We start from the raw sequence: 24,185 nt of genomic DNA, 5'->3' as shown, positions 1-24,185 counted from the left end.
CCGGTTAGTCGTTGGCGGGAGAGGCTTCGTCGGCATGCAGCTCTTGCGGCCGCTTCTCGACGCGCACCAGGGCGATGCGGCGGCCGTCCATTTCGAGGACTTCGAAGCGGAAATGGTCGTGGTGGATCTCGTACTCGCAGGCGTCGCCCGGCTTGGGCAGGTGGCCGAAGCGCGACAGCAGGTAGCCGGCCAGGGTCGAGAAGTCCTGGGCGTCGTCGACCAGGCCTTCGGTTTCGAGCACCTGCTCGACGTGGTGCAGGTCGGCCGCGCCGTCGATCTTCCAGGTGTTCTCGCCGTCGGCGACGATGTCGGGCAGTTCGTCCTCGTCGGGGAATTCGCCGGCGATGGCCTCGAAGACGTCGATGGGCGTCACCAGCCCCTCGATCGCGCCGAATTCGTCGGCCACCAGCACGAGCTGGCCGCGCGAGCGCTTGAGCGTATCCATCAGGCGCAGGATGCCGATGGATTCGTGCACGATGATGGGATCGCGCAGGCGGTTGCGGCGCACGCGGCCCTCGGTGATCAGGTCGGCCACCAGGTCCTTGGCGCGGCCGATGCCCAGCACCTCGTCGAGCGACCCGCGACAGACCGGGAAGAAGCTGTGCGGCGCCTCGGTCAGTTGGTTGCGGATGGTCTGCGGATCGTCGTCGATATTGATCCAGGAGACGTCCGTGCGCGGCGTCATGATGGAGCGGATCGAGCGCTCGGCCAGGGTCAGCACGCCGCTGACCATGTTGCGCTCTTCGACGCCGAAGGCCGGCACGGTCGGGCCGTCGACGCTGGGCAGGTCGGGTTCGTCGGCCGGCGGCCGCTTGCCCAGCATGCGCAGCACGGCCGAGGCGGTGCGCTCGCGCATGGGACGGCGCGCGTCCAGCTTGAGCAGGTTGCGGCGCGCCACCTGGTTCAGCGCCTCGATGGCGACCGAGAAGCCGATGGCCGCGTACAGGTAGCCCTTGGGCACCTTGAAGCCGAACGCCTCGGCCAGCAGCGAGAAGCCGATCATGAGCAGGAAGCCCAGGCACAGCACCACCACCGTGGGGTGGGCGTTGACGAAGCGCGTCAGCGGCTTGGACGCCAGCAGCATGATGCCGATGGCGATGACGACGGCGATCATCATGATCGCCAGGTGGTCCACCATGCCGACGGCGGTGATCACCGAATCCAGCGAGAACACCGCGTCCAGCACCACGATCTGCGTCACGATCACCCAGAAGCTGGCGTAGACGCGCGGCCCGGACGAGCCGCCGTGCTGGCTGCCTTCGAGGCGCTCGTGCAGCTCCATGGTGCCCTTGAACAGCAGGAACAGGCCGCCGATCATCAGGATCAGGTCGCGTCCCGAGAAGGAAAGCGGGCCGACGGAAAACAGGGGGGTGGTCAGCGTGACCAGCCATGACATGACCGACAACAGCCCCAGGCGCATGACGAGCGCCAGGCTCAGGCCCATGATGCGCGCGCGGTCGCGTTGCGCAGGGGGCAGCTTGTCCGCCAGGATGGCGATGAAAATCAGGTTATCGATTCCCAGGACGATCTCGAGGACGACCAGGGTAAGCAAGCCGACCCACGCAGTGGGGTCCAGCAGCCACTCCATCAGGAGCTCCAAAAGTTACACGACCGATAATCGTACATGGAAAATCCGTGACACGCCGGTGACGCCGCCCCTCCGTAAGCCTGATGTACAGGCGGTTTAGGCCATAGGAACCAGCCGCCGGACAGAAAAAAACCGGCCTGGGGCCGGTCTGTTCCTGGCGCGCGAGCCGCTTAGTTGCTGAGCTTGAGCGTGCCCTTCATGACGGCCCAGTGGCCGGGGAACGAGCAGAAGAACGCATAGGCTTCGCCCGCGGTCAGCTTGGACACGTCGAAGGTGACCGAATCCGATTCGCCGCCGCCGATAACCTTGGTGTGCGCGATGACGCGGCTGTCGCCCTGCTTGACGTAGTCCTGGGCGGCGCCGGCGTTCATGCCGTCGGTGGCCACGCCCTGGCGGTCGGCTTCCTTGGTGAGCACCCAGTTATGGCCCATCGCGACCTTGGGCATCTTGCCCACGTGCTTGAGCGTCACGGTGAATTGCTTGCAGCTTTTGTCGACCACCATTTCCTTCAGGTTGAACTGCATGGCGTCGTTGCCTTCGATGGTGGCTTCGCATTGCGCGGCCAGCGCGGGCAGGCTGGCGGCGGACAGGACGATGGCGAGGGTGGCTTTTGCCAGCATGGGAATTCTCCGTAGACAGGGGCGGCGTTTGGATTCTCCGCAAGCCACATGCCTGCGTCGCTGCCGCTAGGCACAAGTCTAGGACACCGAAAAAAACACGCTATTGACGGACATCAAGTCCGTCCGGATCGCATGCCGCAAAACCGGGAAACCCCCAGGTTTTGTAGGGGTATTGAGGTTCTGGCGAGAAGGAAACGGAGGCCGTTGATAAACCGCAATACCACCCGTCCTGGATCTTCTTAGGATGCGTCAAACCTTTGCAAATAGAACCAGAAGAGTACAGGCATGCAGGGCAGCACAGCGGGGCGGGAGTTCATGCGGATCGTCGGATTCATGCGGGCAGCGTTCATTGCGCTGCTGCTCTATATATTGGGCGCCGGCCTGGCGCAGGCGCAGCGGCTGCCCGACTTCCTGGCCACTACCCCGATCGGCGAGATCTTCCCCGGCGCGGACCGCGTCGACGCCCCCGCCGGCAAGCCGCTGGCCGCCAAGGCCTATGCCGGCTCGCGCCCGCTCGGCGTCGTCTACCTGACTTCCGACGTGGTCAACACGCGCGGCTATTCCAGCAAGCCCATCGACGTGCTGGTCGGGCTGGCCAACGACGGCCGCATCGTCGGGGCCAAGCTGGTCGAGCACCACGAACCCATCGTCCTCATCGGCATCCCCCAGGCCAAGGTGGACCATTTCATCAGCGGCTACGTCGGCCTCAATTTCGTCGACTCCCCGCCCCGCCACGGCGCGCCGCCGCCGGTGGACATCATCAGCGGCGCGACCGTCACGCTGATGGTGATCGGCGACAGCATCACGCGCTCGGCCATCGCCGTGGCGCGCGCCCACGGCATCGACAAGACCGCCGCACCCGTCCAGCAGGCCGCGCCGGCCGCCGCGCGCGCCGTCGACGAATCGCGCGACACGCCGCAGAGCTGGCAGGCCCTGCTCGACGCCGGCGCGGTGCGCAACCTGAGGCTCACGCCCGAGGACGTCAACCAGGCCTTCCGCGCATCCGGGCGCGACGACGCCGCCGCGGTCGCCGACGGCAGCGGCAATGCCGACACCTTCATCGACCTGTACGCCGCGCTGGTGAGCGTGCCGGCCATCGGCCGCAGCCTGCTGGGCGACACCGAATGGCAGCGCCTGAAGGAAAGACTCAAGCCCGGCCAGCAGGCCATGCTGGTGGCGGGCAACGGCGCGTATTCGTTCAAGGGCTCGGGCTACGTGCGCGGCGGCATCTTCGACCGCATCGAGGTGATCCAGGACGAAAGCAGCTTCCGCTTTCGCGACCGCAACCACCAGCGACTGGCCGACGTGGCCGCCGAGGGCGCACCGGCGTTTCGCGAAGTGGCACTGTTCATCGTGCCCGACGACGCCGCGCTCGACCCGGTCGCGCCCTGGCGCCTGCAGCTCATGGTGCAGCGCGTGCTCAGCGTGAAGGACAAGGCGTTCGTCACCTTCGACCTGCCCTACGAACTGCCGCAGGCCTACACCAGGCCCGTCGCCGGCGCGCAACCCGCGGCGGCGGCGCCGGCCGCGACCGCTCCCGCCCCGACCACGCAGGCCGCCGAAGAAGAACCCGCGCCCGCGCTGTGGAAGCAGATCTGGCGCGGCAAGTCCGGCCAGGTGGCCGTGCTGACGGTGGCGCTGGTGGTGCTGGTGGGCATCTTCTTCTTCCAGGACCAGCTCACCAGCCGGCCGCTGCTGCACGACCGCCTGCGGCTGGCGTTCCTGGCGTTCGCGCTGTTCTGGATCGGCTGGTACGGCCAGGCCCAGCTGTCCATCGTGAACGTGCTGACCTTTTTCTCGGCGCTGCGCACCGACTTCCGCTGGGAGTACTTCCTGATGGACCCGCTGGTGTTCATCCTGTGGTGCGCCACCGCGATCTCGATGGTGTTCTGGAACCGCGGCGCGTTCTGCGGCTGGCTGTGCCCGTTCGGCGCGCTGCAGGAGCTGGCCAACCGGGCCGCCAAGCGCCTGGGCGTGCGCCAGCTGAAGATCAGCCACGGCGTCAACCAGCGCCTGTCGACGCTGAAGTACGTGATCTTCCTGCTGCTGTTCGGCTTCTCGCTGTACGACCTGGCGCTGGCCGAGCAGCTCTCCGAGATCGAGCCCTTCAAGACCGCCATCATCCTGCGCTTCGTGCGCTACTGGCCCTTCGTGCTCTTCGCCGTGGCGGTGCTGGCGGCCGGCCTCTTCGTGGAACGCTTCTTCTGCCGCTACCTCTGTCCGCTGGGCGCGGCGCTGGCGATTCCCGCCCGCCTGCGCATCTTCAACTGGCTGCGCCGTTACCGCGACTGCGGCAACCCCTGTCAGCGCTGCAATCTCGAATGCCCGGTACAGGCCATCGACCCCACCGGCGAGATCAACCCGAACGAGTGCATCCAGTGCCTGCACTGCCAGATGCTCTACCACCATGACCAGAAGTGTCCGCACCTGATCCAGAAAAAGGCCAAGCGCGAGCGCCGCCGGCCCCAGGCCGAGCCCGCCGAGCAGCCCATCGTGATCCACCGCCTGCCGAGCCAGAAACCCGAAGCCGAAGCCTGAATCCAGTTCTTGCCGTTGCGCCATTCCGGGGCGGAAACGCCGCCCCCCGGACGGCGGGCAGCGGATGGAACTTTCTTACCCCACGGCGCGAGCCGCCGTTCCTACCAAGGAGTTATCCATGTCCGACAAGAATCCCGAAAAGGGCGGCCTTTCTCGCCGCAGCTTCCTCGGCACCGCAGCCATCACCGGCGCCGCCGGCCTGGTGGCGGGCGCGCAGATCCCCACCGCGCATGGCAAGGACGCCAAGGGCGCCAACGGCGTGCTGGGCCACGTCGCGCCGGGCGATCTGGACGAATACTATGCGTTCAACTCCAGCGGCCAGTCGGGCGAAGTGCGGGTGCTGGGCCTGCCGTCCATGCGCGAGCTGGTGCGCATCCCCGTCTTCAACCACTGCAGCGCGACCGGCTGGGGCCGCACCAACGAAAGCCGCAAGATCCTCACCGAAGGCCTGACGCCCGAGACCCGCGCCTACCTCAAGGACAAGGGCGGCGTGTTCGCCAACGGCGACGCCCACCACCCTCACCTGTCGTTCACCGACCGCACCTACGACGGCCGCTACCTGTTCATCAACGACAAGGCCAACAACCGCGTCGCGCGCATCCGCCTGGACGTGATGAAGACCGACAAGATCACCGAGCTGCCCAACGTATCGGGCGTGCACGGCCTGCGGCCGCAGCGCTATCCGCGCACCGGCTATGTGTTCGCCAACGGCGAGCACATCGTGCCGCTGCCCAACGACGGCAAGGTGATCGACGATCCCAAGAAGAACTTCTTCGCCATCTACACCGCGATCGACGGCGACACCATGAAGGTCGCCTGGCAGGTGCTGGTCGACGGCAACCTGGACAACGGCGACGCCGACTACCAGGGCAAGTACTCCTTCTCCACCTGCTACAACTCGGAGAAGGGCGTGACGGTGGAAGAGATGTCGGCCAACGAGCAGGACTGGGTCGTGGTGTTCAACATCAAGCGCATCGAGGAAGCCGTCAAGAAGGGCGACTACAAGATGATGGGCGGTGTGCCGGTGATCGACGGGCGCCACGGTTCCAAGTACACGCGCTACATCCCGGTGCCGAACTCGCCGCACGGCTGCAACGCCGCGCCCGACGGCATCCACATCGTGCTCAACGGCAAGCTCTCGCCCACCGTCACGGTGCTGGACGTGCGCACGCTGGACGACCTGTTCGACGACAAGATCAAGCCGCGCGACTGCGTGGTGGCCGAACCGCAGCTGGGCCTGGGCCCGCTGCACACGGCCTTCGACGGCCGCGGCAACGCCTACACCACGCTGTTCATCGACAGCCAGATGGTCAAGTGGAACCTCGACCTGGCCAAGCGCGCCTTCAAGGGCGAGAAGGTCGACCCCATCATCCAGAAGCTGGACGTGCACTACCAGCCCGGCCATAACCACACCACCATGGGCGAGACCCGCGAGGCCGACGGCAAGTGGCTGGTGTCGCTGAACAAGTTCTCGAAGGACCGCTTCCTCAACGTGGGTCCGCTCAAGCCCGAGAACGACCAGCTCATCGACATCTCCGGCGACGAGATGAAGCTGGTGCACGACGGCCCCAGCTTCGCCGAGCCGCACGACATGTGCCTGGTGCACCGCTCCAAGGTCCACCCGCTCAGCGTCTGGAAGCGCGACGACCCCATGTGGGAGGACGCCCGCCAGATGGCCAAGAAGGACGGCGTCACGCTGGAGGACGCCGCCAAGGTGGTGCGCGACGGCAACAAGGTGCGCGTGTACATGATGGCGGTCGCGCCCATGTTCAGCATCAAGAAGTTCGAGGTCAACCAGGGCGACGAAGTCACCGTGGTGGTGACCAACATGGAGGTGATCGAGGACCTGACGCACGGCTTCACGCTGGAAGGCCACGGCATCGCCATGGAGATCGGACCGCAGGCCACTTCGTCGGTCACGTTCACCGCCGACCGCCCGGGCGTGTACTGGTACTACTGCCAGTGGTTCTGCCACGCGCTGCACATGGAGATGTCCGGCCAGATGATCGTCCATCCCAAGAAGACCGCGTAGCGTCCATGACAGTCATCGCAATGCCGAAGGGCGGCAGGAGGACCGCCCGCGCCGCGCTGGCGGCCTTCGCCCTGGCGCTGTCCGGCGCCGCGGCGGCGGCCGTGCACACGCTCGCCCCCGGCGCCGACCTGGCGCAGGCCGTCGCCGCGGCGCAGGACGGCGACGTGCTGCGCCTGGCCCCCGGCACCTATTCCGGCGGCATCGTCATCGACAAGCCGCTGACGCTGGAAGGGCCGGCCGACCGCTCGGCGGTCATCGCCGGCACGCGCCAGGGCCGCACGCTGTGGATCAAGGCCGCCGACGTGTCGCTGCGCAGCCTGACCGTGACCCGCTCCGGGTTGAGCCTGTCGGACATGGACGCCGGCGTCTTCCTCGACCGCACGGCGCACCGCGCCCGGGTGGAAGGCAACGACATCCTCGACAATCTCGTGGGCGTGCACGTCTGGGGGCCGCAGGACGCGCTGGTGCGCGGCAACCGCATCGTCGGCAACCGGGAACTGCGCGTGGCCGAACGGGGCAACGGCGTCACGCTCTGGAACACCCCCGGCACCCGCGTGCTGGACAACGACATCTCGGCCGGACGCGACGGCATCTTCGTCAACACCAGCCGGCTGAACACCTTCAGCGGCAACCGTTTCCACGACCTGCGCTACGCGGTGCACTACATGTACACCAACGAAAGCGAAATCAGCGGCAACGTCGCCGCCGGCACCGACGTGGCCTACGCCATCATGTTCTCGCACCAGCTGATCGTGCGCGACAACGTCGCCGTCGACAGCCGCGAGCAAGGGCTGATGCTGAACTACGCCAACCAGTCCCGCATCACCGGCAACTCGGTGGACCGCGCGGGCAAGTGCGTGTTCATCTACAACGCCAACTACAACGAATTCCAGGACAACCGCTTCGCCAACTGCGACATCGGCGTGCACTTCACCGCCGGCTCCGAAGGCAACCAGGTATCCGGCAACGCCTTCATCAACAACCGCAACCAGGTCAAGTACGTCAGCACCCGGACGCTGGACTGGTCGGTCGCGGGCCGCGGCAATTACTGGAGCGACAACACCGCCTTCGACCTGGACGGCGACGGCATCGCCGATACCGCCTACCGGCCCAACGACGTGGTCGACCAGCTGCTGTGGCGCGCGCCGGCCGCGCGCATCCTGCTCAACAGCCCGTCGATCGCCATCGTGCGCTGGGCGCAATCGCAGTTCCCCGCCATCCTGCCCGGGGGCGTGATCGACAGCGCGCCGCTGATGCAGCCGCCGCCGCTGCCGGCCCGGCTGCCCAAGGAGTCTCCATGAATACCGACCTCGTGACGCTGTCCGGCGTCAGCAAGCACTACGGCGCGCAGCGGGCCATCGACGGCCTGGACCTGCAGCTGCGCGAGGGCGAATGCGTCGCGCTGGCCGGCCACAACGGCGCCGGCAAGAGCACGCTCATCAAGCTCATCCTGGGCCTGATCCGCCCCACCCAGGGCCGCGTCGCGCTGTTCGGGCACGACGCCCACAGCCCGGCCGCGGCGCGGCTGCGCAACCGTATCGGCTACCTGCCCGAAACCGTGGCGCTGCATCCGTCCATGACCGGCGAGGAAACGCTGGCGTTCTACGCCCGGCTCAAGCGCCAGCCGCTGTCGGGCAACGCCGCGCTGCTGGAGAGGGTCGGCATCTCGGGCGCGGCGCGCCGGCGCGTGGGCGGCTATTCCAAGGGCATGCGCCAGCGCCTGGCGCTGGCCCAGGCCCTGCTGGGCCAGCCGCGCGTGCTGCTGTTCGACGAGCCCACCACCGGCCTGGACCCGGCCTCGCGCCTGATGTTCTACGACATCGTGCACGAGCTGCGCGCCGCCGGCGCCACCATCCTGCTCAGCACGCACGCGCTGTCCGAACTGGCCGGCCACGCCGACCGCATCGTGGTGATGAAGGCCGGCAGGAAGATCGCCGACGGCGCCATGTCGGCGCTGCGGCGCTCCACCGGCCTGCCCATCCGCATCCGCCTGACCCTGGCGCACGCCGACGCGCCGCCGGCCGGCGCCTGGCGCCGCATCGAGGCGGGCCGCTACGAGCTGGCCTGCCTGGAACACGACAAGATCGCGGCGATCCGCAGCATCGGCGCGCTGTCGTCCGACATCCACGACCTGGACATCCAGGTGCCGAGCCTGGACGACATCTATGCACATCTGCTTGAACGGGAAGACGTATGAACGCGGTAGGCACCATCATCGGCAAGGAAATCCGCGACGGGCTGCGCAACCGCTGGGTGCTGGCCACCGCCCTGCTGCTGGCCGCGCTGGCGCTGGCCCTGGGCCTGCTGGGCAGCTCGCCCAGCGGCACGGTCAAGGCCGAGCCGCTGACCGTCACCGTGGTCAGCCTGTCCAGCCTGTCCATCTTCCTGGTCCCGCTGATCGCCATGCTGCTGGCCTATGACGCCGTGGTCGGCGAAGTCGACCGCGGCACCATGGCGCTGCTGCTCAGCTATCCGGTCTCGCGCTGGCAGGTGCTGGTGGGCAAGTTCATCGGCCACCTCGCCATCCTGGCGCTGGCCACGGGCGCGGGCTACGGCTCGGCCGGGCTGGCGCTGCAATGGGCCTACGGCGGCCTGGACATCGGCGCCTGGCAGCCGTTCGCGCTGCTGATCGGCGCCAGCGTGCTGCTGGGCGCCAGCTTTCTCGCAATGGGCTACCTGATCAGCACGCTGGTGCGCGAGCGCGCCACGGCCGCCGGCATCGCCCTGGGCGTCTGGCTGTTCTTCGTCGTCATCTACGACATGGCGCTCCTGGGCGTGCTGGCCGCCGACCAGGGCCGCCACGTCAGTCCCGGCCTGCTCAACGCGCTGCTGCTGCTCAACCCCTCGGACGTGTACCGGCTGCTGAACCTGACCGGCTTCGAGAACATTTCGCTGTACGCCGGCATGGCGGGCGTGAGCGACCAGGCCAGCCTGCCGACGTCGGCGCTGATCGCCGCGCTGCTGCTGTGGGTCGCCGTGCCGTTCCTGCTGGCGGCGGCGGCATTCAGGAGGAAACAACTATGAGACGCCTGCGGCTCGCCCTGGCCCTCGCGGCCCTGCTGAGCGCCGCCGCCTGCGGCAGCGGCGCCGATTCCGAGGCCCCGCCCCCGCCGCCCCAGGCCGTGACGCTGGAATCGGTCGGCCACTACTGCGGCATGGCCTTGAACGAACATGGCGGCCCCAAGGGCCAGATCTTCATCAAGGGGCGCGTGGCGCCGGTGTGGTTCTCGTCGATCAAGCAGGTCTTCGCCTATACCCTGCTGCCGGAAGAACCCAAGGCCATCAGCGCCATCTACGTCAACGACATGGGCACGGCCGGCCCGGACGGCGCGCCCGATCCGTCGGTGTGGATCGACGCGCGCCAGGCCTACTACGTCATCGAAGGCCGTTTCATCGGCGGCATGGGCGTCGAAGACGCGATGCCGTTCTCGCAGCGCGAACGCGCCGAAGCCTTCGCCCGCGCCCACGGCGGCCGCGTCGCCGCCTTCGCCGACGTGCCGGAAGCCTATGTCTTCGCCCAATAGTCCCGCCCCACTCCGCAGGCCTGTCGCCATGAATCCTACCCGCCGCCGTTTCATCGGCATCGCCGCCGCCGCATCCGCGCTGGCGCTCGCCCCCCTGCCCGCGCGCCGCGCCGCGGCTTCCATCGCGCCCACCGTGTGGCGCGGCGTCGCCCTGGGCGCCGACGCCGAACTGCGCCTGTACCATCCCGAACCGCAGGCGGCGCAGCGCCTGATCGCGCAGGCGCTGCAGGAACTGCGTCGGCTCGAAGGCATCTTTAGCCTGTACCGCGAAGACAGCGCCCTGTCGCGCCTGAACCGCCAGGGTTATCTGGACGATCCGCCCGCCGACCTGCTGCAGCTGCTCAGCGTGAGCCTGCGCTACGGCAGGCTCACCGGCGGCGCCTTCGACCCCACGGTGCAGCCGCTGTGGCAGCTGTACGCCGGGCACTTCTCGCAGCCGGGCGCCGATCCCGCCGGGCCGTCCGCGCAGGCGGTGGCGCGGGCGCTGGCTCGCGTGTCGCGTGAAGACGTGGCGCTGGACAGCGGCCGCATCGCGTTGGGCCGTCCGGGGATGGGGATCACGCTCAACGGGATCGCCCAGGGCTACATCACCGACCGCGTCACCGAGCTGCTGAAGCTGGGCGGGCTGGAGCGGGCGCTGGTGGACATGGGCGAAATCCAGGGCATGGACAGCCGCGCCGCGGCCGCCGACTGGCAGGTCGGCCTGGCCGACCCGCAGGACCCCGCGCGCCTGCTGGCCACCGCCAGCCTGCGCAACCAGGCCCTGGCCACCTCCGGCGGCTACGGCACCGCGCTGGACGCCGAGGGCCGCTACACCCATCTCTTCGACCCGCGCACCGGCCGCGCGCGTCCGCTATACCGCAGCGTGTCCGTCATGGCGCCCAACGCCACCCTGGCCGACGCCCTGTCCACGGCGTTCTCGCACATGCCGCTGGACGCCGCGCGGCCCATCGTGCGCGAACACGGGCTGCGGGCATGGTTCGCGTTGCCGGATGGGGGGCTGAAGGTGTTGGAAGCGGGGGGCTGAAAGGGGTTGTTGATGGCGGCTGGCGCCGCCCGATGGGTTTCGCGCGTTTGGCGGTGCGTTGCTTGTGTCGGATGGGGCGCGTTGCACCCATCCTACGTTCGAGGCACCCATCGTAGGATGAGTGCAGCGCGAGATTCATTGGGCGGCGCCAGCCGCCCGGCCATCACGCCGCCGAAGGCGGGTTCAGCGAAGACAGCATCTGCGTGAAGATCTTGGGGCTGGCGGCCAGCACGTTGCCGCTGTCCATCCAGCCCTGCTCGCCGTCGAAGTCGGCGACCAGGCCGCCGGCTTCCAGCACCATCAGGCTGCCCGCGGCCAAATCCCAGGGCTTGAGGCCCACGCCGCAGAAGCCGTCCAGGCGGCCGCAGGCCACGTAGGCCAGGTCCAGCACGGTCGAGCCCAGGCGGCGCACGCCCGTGCTGCCTTCGGCCATCTGGCGGAAACGCGCCGAGCCCTGTTCCGGGTCGCCCGAGTTGGGCCAGTGCGCGCCCAGCAGCGCGTCGTGGTAGCGGGTGCGGCCCGAGACGCGCACGCGGCGGTCGTTCAGGAACGTGCCGCTGCCGCGGCTGGCGGTGAACAGTTCATTGCGCGACGGATCGTAGATCACCGCCTGGGTGACCTGGCCGCGCTGCGTCAGCGCGATGGAGACCGCGTAGTTGGGCAGGCCGTGGATGAAGTTCGTGGTGCCGTCCAGGGGATCGATGATCCACTGGAATTCGGCCTGGTCCGGACCCTGCAGGCCGAATTCCTCGCCCAGGACGGCATGCTCCGGATAGGCCGCGCGCAGCGTCTCGACGATGGACTCCTCGGCGGCGCGATCGACTTCCGTGACATAATCCCGCGGCCCCTTGCGAGCCACGCTGAGTCGTTCCAAATCCATGCTGGCACGGTTGATAATGGTGCCGGCACGCCGGGCCGCCTTGATGGCGATGTTGAGCATCGGGTGCATAAAATTCCGTACGAATGCGATGAGTTGGCTTGATGATAGGCCGCTTGCCGCCCCCTGCGGCCGGGGGAAATCGACCCAGAAAACCAGGAAGGCACTAAGCCAAACGTGCCATTTTAAATGACTCAAGCATTTTCACGCGTTCGCTTCATCATGGTGAACCCCAGCCACCCCGGAAACGTCGGTTCGGCGGCCCGCGCCATCAAGACGATGGGCTTTTCCGAACTGGTGCTGGTGGCCCCCAAGTTTCCGGATGTAACCAGTCAGCCCGAGGCCGTGGCGCTGGCCAGCGGCGCGCTGGACGTGCTGGAAGGCGCCCAGGTCTACGGTTCGCTCGAAGCGGCGCTGGCGCCGGTGACGCTGGCCTTCGCGCTGACCGCCCGGGTGCGCGACCTCGGCCCCCCGCCCTGCGACATCCGGCAGGCCGCCGAACTGGCGCGCGGCCACCTGGCGGACACGGCCGAGGGCGTGGCCGCGGTGGTGCTGGGCACCGAGCGCGCGGGCCTGACCAACGCCCAGATCGCGCTGTGCCACCGCATCTGCCACATCCCCGCCAACCCCGAATACAGCTCGCTGAACGTGGCCCAGGCCTTGCAGCTGGCCGCCTGGGAACTGCGCTACGCGCTGCTGGCGGCCGCCGGCGCCCCGCTGCTGCCGGCCTCGACCGCGCAGGAACCCGCGCGCGGCGCCGCGCCGGCCTCCGGCGAGGCGGTGCAGGCTTTCCTGGCGCACTGGGAAGAGGCGCTCGTGGGCGTCGGCTTCCTGGACCCCGCCCATCCCAAGAAGCTGATGCCGCGCATGCGCCATCTTTTCACCCGCCTGGAGTTGAGCCGCGACGAGGTGGATATGATGCGCGGCGTCTGCACGGCCATGCTGAAGAAAAGCCGGAACGGGCAGTAGGCCGCGCAAAAAAATAGGGATGGGCCATGGCCCATCCCCACGCATCGGTCGCCGGGCGGCGCGCCGCCCGCGACACGAAGATCAATCCACTTTGGCGCCCGAGGCCTTGACCACCGGGGCCCAGCCTTCCACTTCGGACTTGATGAACTGGCCGAATTCGGCCGGCGTGGTCTTCACGCCCACCGCGCCCAGGCTCTCGAAGCTCTTCTGCACTTCCGGCTTGTCCAGCGCCTTGACCATGGCGGCGTTCAGCGTGTTGACGACTTCCGGCGGCGTGCCGGCCGGGGCGATCAGGCCGAACCACGACGACACGTCGAAATCCTTGTAGCCCGATTCCTGCATCGTCGGCAGGTCCGGCGCGCTCTTGGAGCGTTCCTTGGTCGTCACGGCCAGGGCGCGCAGCTTGCCCGACTGCACGTGCGGCCACGACGAGGGCATGTTGTCGAACATGAACTGCACCTGGCCGCCGACCAGGTCGGTCACGGCCGGGGCGCTGCCCTTGTACGGCACGTGCAGCACGTCGATGCCGGTCTTCATCTTGAACAGCTCGCCCGCCATGTGGATGGAGGTGCCGCTGCCCGAGGACGCGAACGCCAGCTTGCCCGGGTTCTTCTTGGCGTAGTCGACCAGTTCCTGCACCGACTTCACCGGCACCTGGGGATTGACCACCAGGATGTTCGGCACCTTGGCGCCCAGCGCCACCGGCGTGAAGTCCTTGGTCAGGTCGAAATTGACGTTCTTGTACAGGGTCTGGTTGATGGCGCTGGTCACGGCCACGAACAGCAGCGTGTAGCCGTCGGGCGTGGCGCGCTTGACCTGGTCGGTGGCGATGTTGCTGCCGGCGCCCGGCTTGTTCTCGACCACGAACGACTGGCCGAGGCTTTCGGTCAGTTCCTTGGCCATGATGCGGGCGATCACGTCGGTGGTGCCGCCGGCGGAAAAGCCCACCACGATGCGTACGGGCTTGTCGGGATAGGCGGCGTGGGCGGACCCCATGGCGAATGCGCTCGCGGCGGTGGCCAGAACGGTGGCGGCAAGACGCCGCAGGGCAGGCTTTTGACCCTTAGTCATAGTGTCTCCGTGCAGGTACTGTCCATAAAATGGACGATTTGAATTGTTGGATGAGGCATTCTCAGCTATACACGGCCGCTGCATCAAGGTAGAGTCCACGGTACGGACAATGGTTTTCCCTTGACCGTTCCGGAATAACCCTTAGTTTTCAGAGAATTCCATGCAAGACAGCGACGCCGCGGCCGCAGGCCCGCGCACTTTGCGGCGCGGGCTGGCCGTACTGGCCGCCCTGCGAGATCAAGGCCCGGACGGCCTGAGCGTGACCGACATCGCGCGCCTGACCGGCATCCAGCGCCCCACTATTTATCGCCTGCTGGCCGCCCTGCTCGACGCCGGGCTGGTGCTGCCCGTGGCCGGCACCAAGAAATACCGCGCCCAGCTGGCGGTGGACCCGGACACGCGCTCGCGCGATCCGCGGGTGCGCCAGCTGCTGCCCGTGCTGCGCCGGCTGGCCGACCGCACCGGCGACGCGGTGTTCCTGGTGGTGCGCGACGAGGACGATTCCATCAGCCTGCACCGCGAGATCGGCAGCTATCCGGTGCAGATCCTGGCCACCTACGCCGGCAAGCGCCAGCCGCTGGGCGTGGGCTCGGGCGGCATGGCCCTGCTGGCCGCGCTGCCCGACGATACGGCGCGCGGCATCGTCGAGCGCAATTCCGGGCGCCTGGACGAATACGGCGGCATGACGCCGCAGGAAATGTTCCGCCTGATCGAAAACACCCGCGCCCGCGGCTATTCCGTGGTCGGCAACCACGCGGTGCGCGGCGCGCTGGGCGTGGGCTGCGCCCTGCTCGACGCCCAGGGCGCGCCGCTGCTGGCGGTCAGCGTCACGGCCATCATCGACCGCATGCCCGCCCAGCGCCAGCGCGAAATCGCCGGCTGGATCAAGGCGGAACTGGCGCGGCTCGCCGTGCAGGCCTGAACGGCCGAAAAAAACGGGCGCCGGGCGCCCGTTCGTACTGCCGCGTCGCGTCCGCGTTCAGGCGGGCGCGCCGGTCTTGGGGTTCTGGATCTCGCGCAGCGGGATCGGCGGCTGGAAGCCGGCCCGCTCCAGTTCGGTGCGGATCTGCTGGTAAAGGCCCCAGCGCAGGTCCCAGTACTTGGCGGCATCGGCCCACACGCGCACGTTGACGATGACGCCGTTCTCCTTGTAGTCGAACACCTTGACCTGCGGTTCCGGGTCTTTCAGCGCATCTTCGCGCGCGTCGACCAGCGCCTGCAGCTTGGACAGCACCTGCTCCAGGTCGTCGCCGTAGCGCACCGGCACCGGGATATCCAGGCGGCGCGTCTTGTTGCGGCTGTAGTTGGTGATGGTCGCGTTCCAGACGGTGCTGTTGGGCAGGGTCAGGTGGATGCCGTCGACCTGGACCAGCCGCGTCAGGAACAGGCCCACCTCTTCGACCGTGCCGTCGGCGCCCGAGCTCAGCGCCACGTATTCGCCGGCGCGGATGGGACGCAGGATGAGCAGCATGATGCCGGCCGCGATGTTCTGCAGCGTGCCCTGCAAGGCCAGGCCCACGGCCAGGCCGGCGGCGCCCAGCACCGCGATCAGGCTGGCCGTCTGCACGCCGAAACGCGCCAGCACCGCGATCACGGTGAAGATGCGCACCGTCCAGACCACGGTGCTGTAGAACATCGGCACGATCGTGGGATCGATCTTGCTGGAGCGGGCCGCGGCCCTGCGCACCCAGCCGCCCAGCAGCGACGACACCCACCAGCCGATGACGAGGATCAGCAGCGCCACGAGCAGATTGCCGCCCAGCTCCATGAGCTTGGGAGCCCAGGCATTAAATTCTTTCAAGGCTTCTTCCATGGAATCTCCTGTAATTGCCGGTTGCCGGAAAAAACGACCAGGGACTTTATCAGATGCGGCTTGCGCCTGGCGCCGCGGCGCGGTCCCGTCGTGTCAAGGTTTGTAAGGATACGACCGATACGGCTCAGGCGCCGGCCGCGACCTTGCGGAAATGATTGTCCCAGGCGAGTTCGCGCGCAGGCGGCAGGACGCGGTCCTGTTCCTGGCCGGCGGCGTCGACGCGCAGCATCGCGCCCGTGCCGCTGCTGACCAGAAAGCCCCCGGGCGCGGCGGGCGCCACGCCGCAGCCGTCGGCCAGCGCGGTCGTGCCCAGGCAGCGGCCGCTGGCCGCCTCCCAGTAGATCACCTGCCCGCCCACCGGGCTGGACGTGGCGACGACGGCGCCGGCCGCGTCGACCGAGACCGAGCCGACGTAGTTGCGCATCTGGCGCAGCACCGGTTCGGGGCCTGCGAACAATTCCAGCCGGCCGCCGCGCCGGTGGCGGCCCACCAGCGCCGGCCGGTCGGCCGCCGGCCCCATGTACTGGCAGCCGAACCAGACGCTGCCGTCGGCGGCCAGCGCAAGATGGCGGATCGACAGACGATGCAGTTCGGGCGCGAGCTCGTGGCGCTCCAGCAGCTCGCCGCTGGCCGCGTCGATATAGGCCAGCGACGGCCGCATCGTGTCCAGGTTGAGTTCCAGCTTGCCGTAGTCGGGATGCGTCAGGATGCCGCCGTTGGCCACGCACAGCGTCTTGCCGTCGGGCATCAGCACCACTTCGTGCGGGCCGATGCCGCCGGTGTCGAACTCGCCGACGCGGCGGTACGCGCCGCCGGCGCTGGCGTCGTACAGACCGAGCACGCCGCGCCCGGCCTCGAAATCGTTTTCGGTGGCGGCCAGCAGCCGGCCGCCGTCCAGGTAGGCCCCGTGGCCGAAGAAATGCCGCTCGTCGTGCATGGGCAGCGCCTGCGGGCCGCCCGCGCCGCGCAGCGAGAACGCCAGCGCGAAAAAGCCGGGCTGGCGCCCGAACACGACCGCGCGCCCGCCGGCCGGATCGATGGCGAAGCTGTGCCCGCGCGCCGGCATCGGCACCACCAGCCGGTCGCGTCCGGTCTCATCCAGCAGCACCGCTTCGTCGCGGCCCCCGCGCTTGCGCGCGCTGAGATACAGGACCGCGCCGTCCGCGGGCGCGGCGGCCAGCGCCGCGCCGGGCGCCAGGCCCAGCGCGGCCGCCAGCGAGAGGAAGCGGCGCCGGTCAATCGCCATCGAGCGCATTGAATCCGATCATGACGCCCAGGGCGGGCGCCAGGTCCTGGTCGACGATGGCCTTGGCGTTCTGCAGCGTCAGCGACGCCAGCGTCAGCAGCCGTCGCCCTTCTTCGCCGGCCAGCGCCTGCTCCAGCGGGACCGGCACGGCGCGCAGGGTGCGCGCGGCGCTGGCCAGCTCGCCGGTCACCGACGCGGCCATCCACTCCTCGCCCGCCGGCAGCGGATAGGCGCCGGCCCGGTAGAACGCATCGAGCGCCTCGGCGTTGGCGGCCACCAGTTTCATCGACAGCTTGCTGCGCCAGAACGCCGCGCGCTTGGGACGCGCCTGGCCGGCGTTCTCGCCCAGCACGGGCACGATCTTCACGTCGCGCGCGAACTGCAGGCCGGTCGACAAGGCCTTCATGGCCTCGGCCGCCACTTCCTGCGAATCGCGGTAGAGGTCGTTGCCGGGCTGCGGACGCGCGAACTGGCGTCCGAAGCCGCCGTCGGCGCTCCAGGCCTGGGCCACGTCGCGCGAGATCGTGGCGACGTTGGCGGCCACGGCCCGCGCATAGCCGCAGGCGTAGGCAAAGCCCGGCGTGCCGTGCTTGTCCAACAGGGCCGGCTCGCCGTAGAGCACGTATTCCAGCGCCGGCAGGCCCTGCACCGCCACGCTGCGCCCGGCCAGCGCGCCGGGCGCAAGCAGCGCCTGGTCTTCGGCCGCGAGCAGCGCCTGCACCTGCCTGGGCATCACGCCGCGGGTGTCGGGCCAGAACGCCAGGCGCTCATAGCGGTTGGCCTGCACCAGCGGCCCGAAGCGCAGGATCTCCACGCCGGACCAGGCCAGCGCCAGCCGCTCGAAGCTCTCTTCGATCCGGGCCGCGCCGGCCGCGCCGGGCTGGGCGCACCACTTGCCCAGTTCGCCCTCCAGGGCCGAGGCGGCGTCCGCCATCGTGGCCACGGCCGGACGGGCGTAGTCGCGCGCCAGCCGTTCGCCCAGGTCGGCCGGCAGCCCGGCGGCCGCGGCCCACGGCGCGGCCGCTACCAAGGCCGCCGCGGCGGCCAGTTTCAGTACGTGCTTGGCGTATCCCGCCATTACAGAGACTCCAGGAAACGGATCAGATCGGCGCGTTCTTCGGGCGTCATCGCGACCACCCGATCGCGCGCCGGCTTGGCCTCGCCGCCATGCCACAGCACCGCCTCCAGCAGGCTGCGCGCGCGCCCGTCGTGCAGCCAGGTGGCGTTGGGATTGACGGTCTTGGTCAGGCCGATGCCCCACAGCGGCGGCGTGCGCCATTCGCGGCCGGTGGCCTCGCCGTCGGACACGCCGTCGGCCAGCTCGTCGCCCATGTCGTGCACCAGCATGTCGGTGTAAGGCCAGATCAGCTGAAAGCGGTGCTCGGGCTGCCTGGCGTTGCGGCTGGTCACGTACTTGGGCACGTGGCACGCGATGCAATTGGATTCGTAGAACAGCTTCTTGCCGGCCAGCACGCGCGCGTCGTCGGCCTCGCGGCGCTGCGGCACCGCCAGGTTGGTGGAATAGATGGTGACGAAATCCATTAGCTTGCCCGGCACTTCCTCGTCGCCGAAGCGCGGCTGCGCGCCGTGCGGCATATCCAGGCACTGCGGCTGCGCGGCGGTGCAGTCGCCGGAATGCCTGGGGAACAGCGGCGTGGACAGGCCCATGTCGTTGGAGAACGCGGCCGCGCTCTGCTGCGCCACCGTGGGTTGGCCGGCCTTCAGGTTGAAGCGTCCCAGCACGCGCGCGCCGGTGCGGGCGTCGGTCACCCAGTTGGCCTTGCCGACGATGCCGTCGCGCCGGTCCGAGCCCACGTTGGCCAGGATATCGGCCTCGTGGATGGCTTCGAGCAGGCCCAGCCCGATCATGGGCGGGGCCAGGCGCGGCGAGATCTGCGTATCGGCGCGCAGCGGACCGTAGCCGGGGTTCTCGATGCGGTAGGTCGGCTTCATCAGCGTGGCGGTCTCGCCGCCGTTGAGCGCCACCGTGACCGGCTCGTACTCGATCTCCATGCGGCCTTCGGCCGGCAGCCCCGCCACCGCGAAGTTCTGCAGCTGCACGCCGTAGACCGGCTCGGGCAGCGAGGCGATCTCGTCGGCGGCCAGCCTGGGATGGCCGCGGTCGGGACCCTGCGGCACCGCCAGGCGCAGCAGCAGCGCCACGGCGTCGGTGCGTTCGAGCGGATCGAAGCCCGGCACGGTGCCGCGTCCGTCCTTGGTATGGCAGGCCTGGCAGGAACGCGCGTTGAACAGCGGCCCCAGCCCGTCGGAGGCCTGCGTCGAGGCCGGCGCCGACACCCAGTCCTTGCGGAACAGCCCGTTGCCGACCAGGAACTGCTGGCGCCCTTCGAAGCTCATGTTGGCCGACGGGTGCGAAAAAATGTCGGCGTTGATCAGCTTGTTGATGGTGGCGGCCCCGGCCTGCATGGTCTCGAAGCTCTCGACCTTGGAGAAGTCGCGCGTGGGCGCGGTGATGGCCGTGACGCGCTTGCGGTCCTCGGCGCTCAGGTCGTCGCGCCCGGCGGGCAGGTCGGGCGCGGCGGCGGCGACGGCGTGCGCCGACGCCGCCAATACGGCGGCTAATGCGAATTTCACTGGAATACGGCGTCGGGTTTGTCCAGGCTGTCGGAACCTTCGATGGAGACCTTGCCCAGCTCCAGCAGCGCGATCACGCGCTCCAGGCTGCGCGTCTGGTCGACCAGGCGGTCGATGGCGGCCTGCACCACGGCGTTGCCTTCCTTGTTGCCGTCGGCAATCATCTGGTCGTAGGTTTCCACCGTTTCGGCGCGGGTCTTCATGGCCTGCATGGCGGCGACCGTGGCGTCCAGCTTGGCGCGCACTTCGGCGTCGAGCTTGGGGTCCTTGGCGCGGACCAGGTCGGACAGGCTGGCGCCCGAGACCGTCTTGCCATCGATGCGGGTGTACGCGCCGAGGTAGACGTTGCGGATGCCGATCTGGTCGTAATAGTGGGAGTTGTGCGTGTTGTCCGAGAAGCAGTCGTGCTCTTCCTCGGGATCGTGCAGCATCAGGCCCAGCTTCATGCGCTCGCCGGCCAGTTCGCCGTAGGACAGGCTGCCCAGGCCCGTCAGCATGGCGATCAGGCCCGCCTTGGGGTCTTCCTCGACGGCCTTGCGCGCGGCGCCGTCCTTCTTCCAGTTGCCGACCATCTCTTCCAGGTCGGACACCAGCAGGTCGGTCACGGCCTTCAGGAACTCGACCCGGCGCTCGCAATGGCCGCCGGTGCATTGCTTGGGATCGAAATCCGTGTGCGGGCGGTTGCCCGAATGGCGCTCCTGCGGCGTGCCCTTGCGGTCGGCCGGCGCCGGGCCGGTGCCGTTCAGGTCCTGGCCCCACAGCAGGAATTCGATGGCGTGATAGCCCGTGGCCACGTTGGCCTCGTTGCCATCGGCCTCGTGCAGCACTTCGGACAGCAGCTCGGGCGTGATCTTGCTGACGTCCACCGTCTTGCCGCCGACCGAGATCTTCGAATTGGCGATGACGTTGACCGCGTAGTAGGCGTTCTCGTCGTTCTCGGTGCCGTACGAGGCGTCGACGTAGTCGATCAGGCCTTCGTCCAGCGGCCAGGCGTTCACGCGGCCTTCCCAGTCGTCGACGATGGGGTTGCCGAAGCGGTAGGCCTCGGTCTGCTGGTACGGCACGCGGGCGGCCAGCCAGGCCGCGCGCGCGGCCGCGAGCGTCTCTGCGCTGGGCTTGGCGATCAAGGCGTCGACGGCCTTGCGCAGCGTCCGGGCGGAAGCCAGCGAATCTTCGTAGCCGGCCAGCGCCAGGTCCGAATACGTGGCGACCACAGCCTTGGGTTCGACGGCCGCCTGGGCCACGCCTCCGAATACCGTGGCGGCCAACACCGCTCCCAACAACAACTTGCGCATCGACGTTCTCCCGTATCTGGACAGGGCCCCGCCCCCGCGGCGGTTCCCTGGTCTTTGGATTTTGAGGATGCGAGTGTAAACAATTTTCGTTTGTTGTTCAGAATACCGTCAGATACCGGGCTTTTTGTTGGCCCCTGCGGTGGTGCGCCATGCACCAACACGGCCCATGCGGCGCACCAGCCGAACGCCGCTTCTGCCTTGCGCCGCCGTTGCGGCAGGCCGGATGCGGCCTGGCATGGCTCTTGCTTGATGTCCTCCATATGCACGCGTGTTCACAAGCGCCATATCCATTGCCGACCAGGAGAGCCTCGCATGATCGACCGAAACAAGCCCTTTGCCTTCAACGCCAGCCGCCGCCGGCTGATCCGGGGCGCCGCGCTGGGCGCCGCGGCAATGGCGGCGCCCGCGCTCGTGCGGGCGCAATCGGGCCCGGTCATCCGCATCGGCTTCTGGCCCGTCGCGGCCGGCCTGCCCTTCTACGCGGCCCTGGAAAAGGGCTACTTCAAGGAGGCCGGCCTCAACGTCGAGGCGCTGAAGTTCGCCGGCCCGCAGCAAGTCATGGAAGCCATGCTGGCCGGCCGCGCGGACGGCAGCGCCAACGGCACCGGATCGGCCAACCTGGCCATCGGCGAGATAGCCTCGCCCGGCCTGTTCAAGATTTTCGCGTCCAATCCCAGCAACGCGCGCAACGTGCTGGATGAATTCATCGTCGCGAAAGACAGCCCCATCCAATCCATGGCGGACCTCAAGGGGAAAAGGGTGGGAACCGGGCCCGGCATCCAGAATTCCACGCTGGCCAAGGCGGTGCTGGAGCGTGCCGGCGTGACCGGGGCGACCGTGGTCGAACTGGCGATCAGCCAGCACGTCGCCGCGGTCGCCGCCGGCCAGCTCGATGCCTGCTACACGCTCGAGCCCACCGGCACCGTGGGCCGGCTCAACGGCACCACCCGCGTGCTGGAGGCGGGCGTCATCGCCAAGTATGTGCTGGGCGATCCGATGGCGCCGTGGTTCGGCGGATCGGCCTCGCTGACCACCGCCTTCCTCGAAAAGCATCCCGAGGAAAGCCGGAAATTCATCGCCGCGTATGCCCGCGGCATCGAGCTGATCCGCGGCAAGCCCGACGAGGCGCGCCCCTACATGAAGGGCTACACCGCGATCGAAGGCCCGATGACGCAGGCCGTGCCGCTCGCGGCCTACACGCTCTACGACGAATTCACGCCAAGCGACATCCAGTACTTCCAGAAGTACTTCGACCTCTTCGCCGAAAAAGGCGTCTTCGCGCAGAAGGTCGACGTCTCCACGATGCTTTACAAGGGCTGAGCCATGACCGCGACCGCATTGACCGCCGCCACGCCCGAGGCGAAACGGCCCCCGCGCAGGTTCCGCGCCGCCCGCCTGCTGCCGCTGATCGGGCCGTTGGCATTGTTCATCGTGTGGGATCTGGTGCTGCGGCTGCAGCTGGTCAGCCCCGTCCTGCTCCCCACCCCGGGCGCCGCCCTCGCGGCCCTGGCCAGGGGCATGGCGGGAGGACCGCTGCTGGGCGACTTCCTGTCGTCGCTGAACCGGACCCTGCAGGCCTTCCTGATCGCCGGCTTGATCGGCGTGCCCCTGGGCGTGCTGCTGGGCAGCAGCGAAAAGGCCTACCGCAGCGTCGAGTTCCTGGTCGACTTCTTCCGCTCCACGCCGTCCTCGGCGCTGATCCCGCTGTTTCTGATGATCTTCGGCGTCACCGACATGAACAAGATCGCCATCGCCGCCTTCGCGGCGGTGCTGGTGATCCTGTTCAACAGCGCCTATGGCGTGATCAATGCGCGCAAACAGCGCGTCATGGCGGCGCGCGTGATGGGCGCGTCGCGCTGGCGCATCTTCAAGGACGTGCTGATCTGGGAAAGCCTGCAGCCCACGTTCGTGGGGCTGCGCAGCGGCGTATCGATGGCGCTGGTCATCGTCATCGTGGCGGAGATGTTCATCGGTTCCGACAGCGGGCTGGGCAATCGCATCATCAACTCGCAGCAGGTGCTGAACGTGCGCGAAATGTACGCCTCGATCCTGGCGGCCGGCGCGCTCGGCTATGCGCTGAACATTCTTTTTCTCGTGCTTGAAAAGCGCGTCGTCCATTGGAGCGGCCGGTAAATGTCCACCGTCATCAATCCCGTCATCGCCCCGGCCCCCGCGGCCGCCCCCTTCACCCCGGGCCCGCTGGGCACGCACATCACGATACGCGGGCTGACCAAATACTTCGCCGGCTGGCCGTTGTACGAGAACTTCGACCTCGACATCCCCAAAGGCAAGATCGTGTCCGTCTTCGGCCCCAACGGCTGCGGCAAATCCACCCTGATCAACATGATCGCCGGCCTGATCCCGGTCGATTCGGGCGAGATCCTGTTCGACGGGAAGTCGCTCGCGCAGACCAAGATCGGCTATGTCTTCCAGAACTACCGCGAAGCCTTGTTCCCCTGGCTGCGCACCATCGACAACATCGCCTATCCCCTGCTCCTCGAAGGCCGCAGCAAGGCCCAGGTCGACGCGCGCGTGGAAGAGCTGGTGGCGTCGTTCGACGTCAAGTTCGACCTGAAGCGCTATCCGTACGAGCTGTCCGGCGGGCAGCAACAGACCGCATCCATCATGCGCGCGCTGGCTCCGGGGCCCGAGGTGCTGTTCCTGGACGAGCCCTTTTCCGCCCTGGACTTCGAGATGACCCTGTTCATCCGCGAGAAGCTGCAAGAGGTTTTCATGCAGACCGGCACCACCATGCTGCTGGTGTCGCACGATCTGGAAGAAGCCGTGTACCTGGCCGATCAGGTCCTGCTGCTGACCAGGCGCCCGACCCGGGTCGCCGAGATCCTGGAGTATCGCGACGCCCGCCCCCGCACCGTGGAAACGCTGTCCGAACCCAGCTTCATCCGGACGAAGAAACTCAGCCTGGAGATTTTCCAGCGCGAAGTGCGCAGACCGTCCGCAGGCTCTCTTTCCGAATAAGAAAATGCGTA

The 24,185-nt window shown here is 68.3% G+C and carries 21 protein-coding genes; 12 read left to right on the top strand and 9 right to left on the bottom strand.

The features are described from left to right. Window positions 1-4: 4 nt before the first annotated feature. Both AC1IQ6_RS08855 and azu read right to left on the bottom strand, forming a co-directional pair. On the bottom strand, window positions 5-1,588 hold the full coding sequence (locus AC1IQ6_RS08855) for a TerC family protein (protein ID WP_102772518.1): 1,584 nt from the start codon (window positions 1,586-1,588) through the stop codon (window positions 5-7). A gap of 170 nt (window positions 1,589-1,758) precedes the next feature. Continuing rightward, entirely contained in the window at window positions 1,759-2,208 is a 450-nt protein-coding gene (gene azu / locus AC1IQ6_RS08850) for an azurin (protein ID WP_102772519.1), read from the bottom strand. A gap of 333 nt (window positions 2,209-2,541) precedes the next feature. Between azu and AC1IQ6_RS08845 the strand changes: the two genes are divergently transcribed. From AC1IQ6_RS08845 to AC1IQ6_RS08815, 7 genes are all read left to right on the top strand, one after another. Continuing rightward, window positions 2,542-4,746: a NosR/NirI family protein gene (locus AC1IQ6_RS08845; RefSeq protein ID WP_102772854.1), complete on the top strand. Its 2,205-nt coding sequence runs from the start codon at window positions 2,542-2,544 to the stop codon at window positions 4,744-4,746. 118 nt (window positions 4,747-4,864) lie between these two features. Next, window positions 4,865-6,778, top strand: coding sequence for a TAT-dependent nitrous-oxide reductase (gene nosZ, locus AC1IQ6_RS08840; RefSeq protein WP_111824588.1), 1,914 nt, complete (start codon window positions 4,865-4,867; stop codon window positions 6,776-6,778). 5 nt (window positions 6,779-6,783) lie between these two features. Further along, on the top strand, window positions 6,784-8,079 hold the full coding sequence (gene nosD, locus AC1IQ6_RS08835; RefSeq protein ID WP_485866174.1) for a nitrous oxide reductase family maturation protein NosD: 1,296 nt from the start codon (window positions 6,784-6,786) through the stop codon (window positions 8,077-8,079). After that, window positions 8,076-8,975 carry an ABC transporter ATP-binding protein gene (locus tag AC1IQ6_RS08830; protein WP_102772521.1) on the top strand — a complete coding sequence of 300 codons (900 nt, stop codon included), beginning with the start codon at window positions 8,076-8,078 and terminating at the stop codon, window positions 8,973-8,975. Before nosD ends, AC1IQ6_RS08830 begins: the two co-directional genes overlap by 4 nt. After that, complete coding sequence (locus AC1IQ6_RS08825) at window positions 8,972-9,802, top strand: ABC transporter permease (protein WP_102772522.1); 831 nt, start codon at window positions 8,972-8,974, stop codon at window positions 9,800-9,802. Before AC1IQ6_RS08830 ends, AC1IQ6_RS08825 begins: the two co-directional genes overlap by 4 nt. Then, window positions 9,799-10,302, top strand: coding sequence for a nitrous oxide reductase accessory protein NosL (locus AC1IQ6_RS08820; RefSeq protein ID WP_485866173.1), 504 nt, complete (start codon window positions 9,799-9,801; stop codon window positions 10,300-10,302). The genes AC1IQ6_RS08825 and AC1IQ6_RS08820 overlap by 4 nt, the downstream gene beginning before the upstream one ends. Window positions 10,303-10,330: 28 nt before the next feature. Then, window positions 10,331-11,329, top strand: a complete 999-nt coding sequence (locus AC1IQ6_RS08815) for an FAD:protein FMN transferase (protein ID WP_209166912.1) — start codon at window positions 10,331-10,333, stop codon at window positions 11,327-11,329. Window positions 11,330-11,492: 163 nt separating this feature from the next. On the opposite strand, the gene AC1IQ6_RS08810 is transcribed toward AC1IQ6_RS08815, so the two are convergent. Further along, the gene (locus AC1IQ6_RS08810) at window positions 11,493-12,278 is read right to left on the bottom strand and encodes an inositol monophosphatase family protein (protein WP_102772525.1); all 786 of its coding nucleotides are present in this window, start codon (window positions 12,276-12,278) and stop codon (window positions 11,493-11,495) included. A 117-nt stretch (window positions 12,279-12,395) separates the two neighbouring features. Between AC1IQ6_RS08810 and AC1IQ6_RS08805 the strand changes: the two genes are divergently transcribed. After that, window positions 12,396-13,175, top strand: coding sequence for an RNA methyltransferase (locus tag AC1IQ6_RS08805; RefSeq protein WP_111824583.1), 780 nt, complete (start codon window positions 12,396-12,398; stop codon window positions 13,173-13,175). Window positions 13,176-13,256: 81 nt separating this feature from the next. Here AC1IQ6_RS08805 and AC1IQ6_RS08800 read toward each other — a convergent pair whose 3' ends face one another. Then, a complete protein-coding gene (locus AC1IQ6_RS08800; RefSeq protein ID WP_102772527.1) occupies window positions 13,257-14,246 on the bottom strand; it encodes a Bug family tripartite tricarboxylate transporter substrate binding protein in 990 nt (329 codons plus the stop codon). A 160-nt stretch (window positions 14,247-14,406) separates the two neighbouring features. Between AC1IQ6_RS08800 and AC1IQ6_RS08795 the strand changes: the two genes are divergently transcribed. After that, complete coding sequence (locus AC1IQ6_RS08795) at window positions 14,407-15,168, top strand: IclR family transcriptional regulator (RefSeq protein ID WP_102772528.1); 762 nt, start codon at window positions 14,407-14,409, stop codon at window positions 15,166-15,168. A 57-nt stretch (window positions 15,169-15,225) separates the two neighbouring features. Here the strand turns inward: AC1IQ6_RS08795 and AC1IQ6_RS08790 are convergent, their stop codons facing one another. The 5 genes from AC1IQ6_RS08790 to AC1IQ6_RS08770 form a co-directional block, all read right to left on the bottom strand. Then, window positions 15,226-16,059: a mechanosensitive ion channel family protein gene (locus tag AC1IQ6_RS08790; RefSeq protein WP_102772529.1), complete on the bottom strand. Its 834-nt coding sequence runs from the start codon at window positions 16,057-16,059 to the stop codon at window positions 15,226-15,228. A gap of 124 nt (window positions 16,060-16,183) precedes the next feature. Continuing rightward, entirely contained in the window at window positions 16,184-17,305 is a 1,122-nt protein-coding gene (locus AC1IQ6_RS08785) for a DUF1513 domain-containing protein (RefSeq protein WP_102772856.1), read from the bottom strand. Then, window positions 17,295-18,383, bottom strand: a complete 1,089-nt coding sequence (locus AC1IQ6_RS08780) for an imelysin family protein (RefSeq protein ID WP_485866172.1) — start codon at window positions 18,381-18,383, stop codon at window positions 17,295-17,297. Before AC1IQ6_RS08780 ends, AC1IQ6_RS08785 begins: the two co-directional genes overlap by 11 nt. Then, window positions 18,383-19,900: a di-heme oxidoreductase family protein gene (locus AC1IQ6_RS08775; protein ID WP_485866171.1), complete on the bottom strand. Its 1,518-nt coding sequence runs from the start codon at window positions 19,898-19,900 to the stop codon at window positions 18,383-18,385. The genes AC1IQ6_RS08780 and AC1IQ6_RS08775 overlap by 1 nt, the downstream gene beginning before the upstream one ends. Next, the gene (locus AC1IQ6_RS08770; protein WP_102772532.1) at window positions 19,897-21,195 is read right to left on the bottom strand and encodes an imelysin family protein; all 1,299 of its coding nucleotides are present in this window, start codon (window positions 21,193-21,195) and stop codon (window positions 19,897-19,899) included. Before AC1IQ6_RS08770 ends, AC1IQ6_RS08775 begins: the two co-directional genes overlap by 4 nt. Before the next feature lie 312 nt (window positions 21,196-21,507). On the opposite strand from AC1IQ6_RS08770, the gene AC1IQ6_RS08765 reads away from it, so the two are divergent. The 3 genes from AC1IQ6_RS08765 to AC1IQ6_RS08755 are packed head-to-tail and all read left to right on the top strand — an operon-like array spanning window position 21,508 to window position 24,174. Then, window positions 21,508-22,515, top strand: a complete 1,008-nt coding sequence (locus AC1IQ6_RS08765; RefSeq protein ID WP_102772533.1) for an ABC transporter substrate-binding protein — start codon at window positions 21,508-21,510, stop codon at window positions 22,513-22,515. A 3-nt stretch (window positions 22,516-22,518) separates the two neighbouring features. Continuing rightward, window positions 22,519-23,328, top strand: a complete 810-nt coding sequence (locus AC1IQ6_RS08760) for an ABC transporter permease (RefSeq protein WP_485866170.1) — start codon at window positions 22,519-22,521, stop codon at window positions 23,326-23,328. Further along, complete coding sequence (locus AC1IQ6_RS08755; protein WP_102772534.1) at window positions 23,329-24,174, top strand: ABC transporter ATP-binding protein; 846 nt, start codon at window positions 23,329-23,331, stop codon at window positions 24,172-24,174. Window positions 24,175-24,185: the final 11 nt, after the last annotated feature.

This window comes from Achromobacter sp. MUI-25009338, from assembly GCF_057359325.1.
Note: the sequence above shows the minus strand (reverse complement) of the source record. Positions and strands in the feature narration are given on the sequence as shown.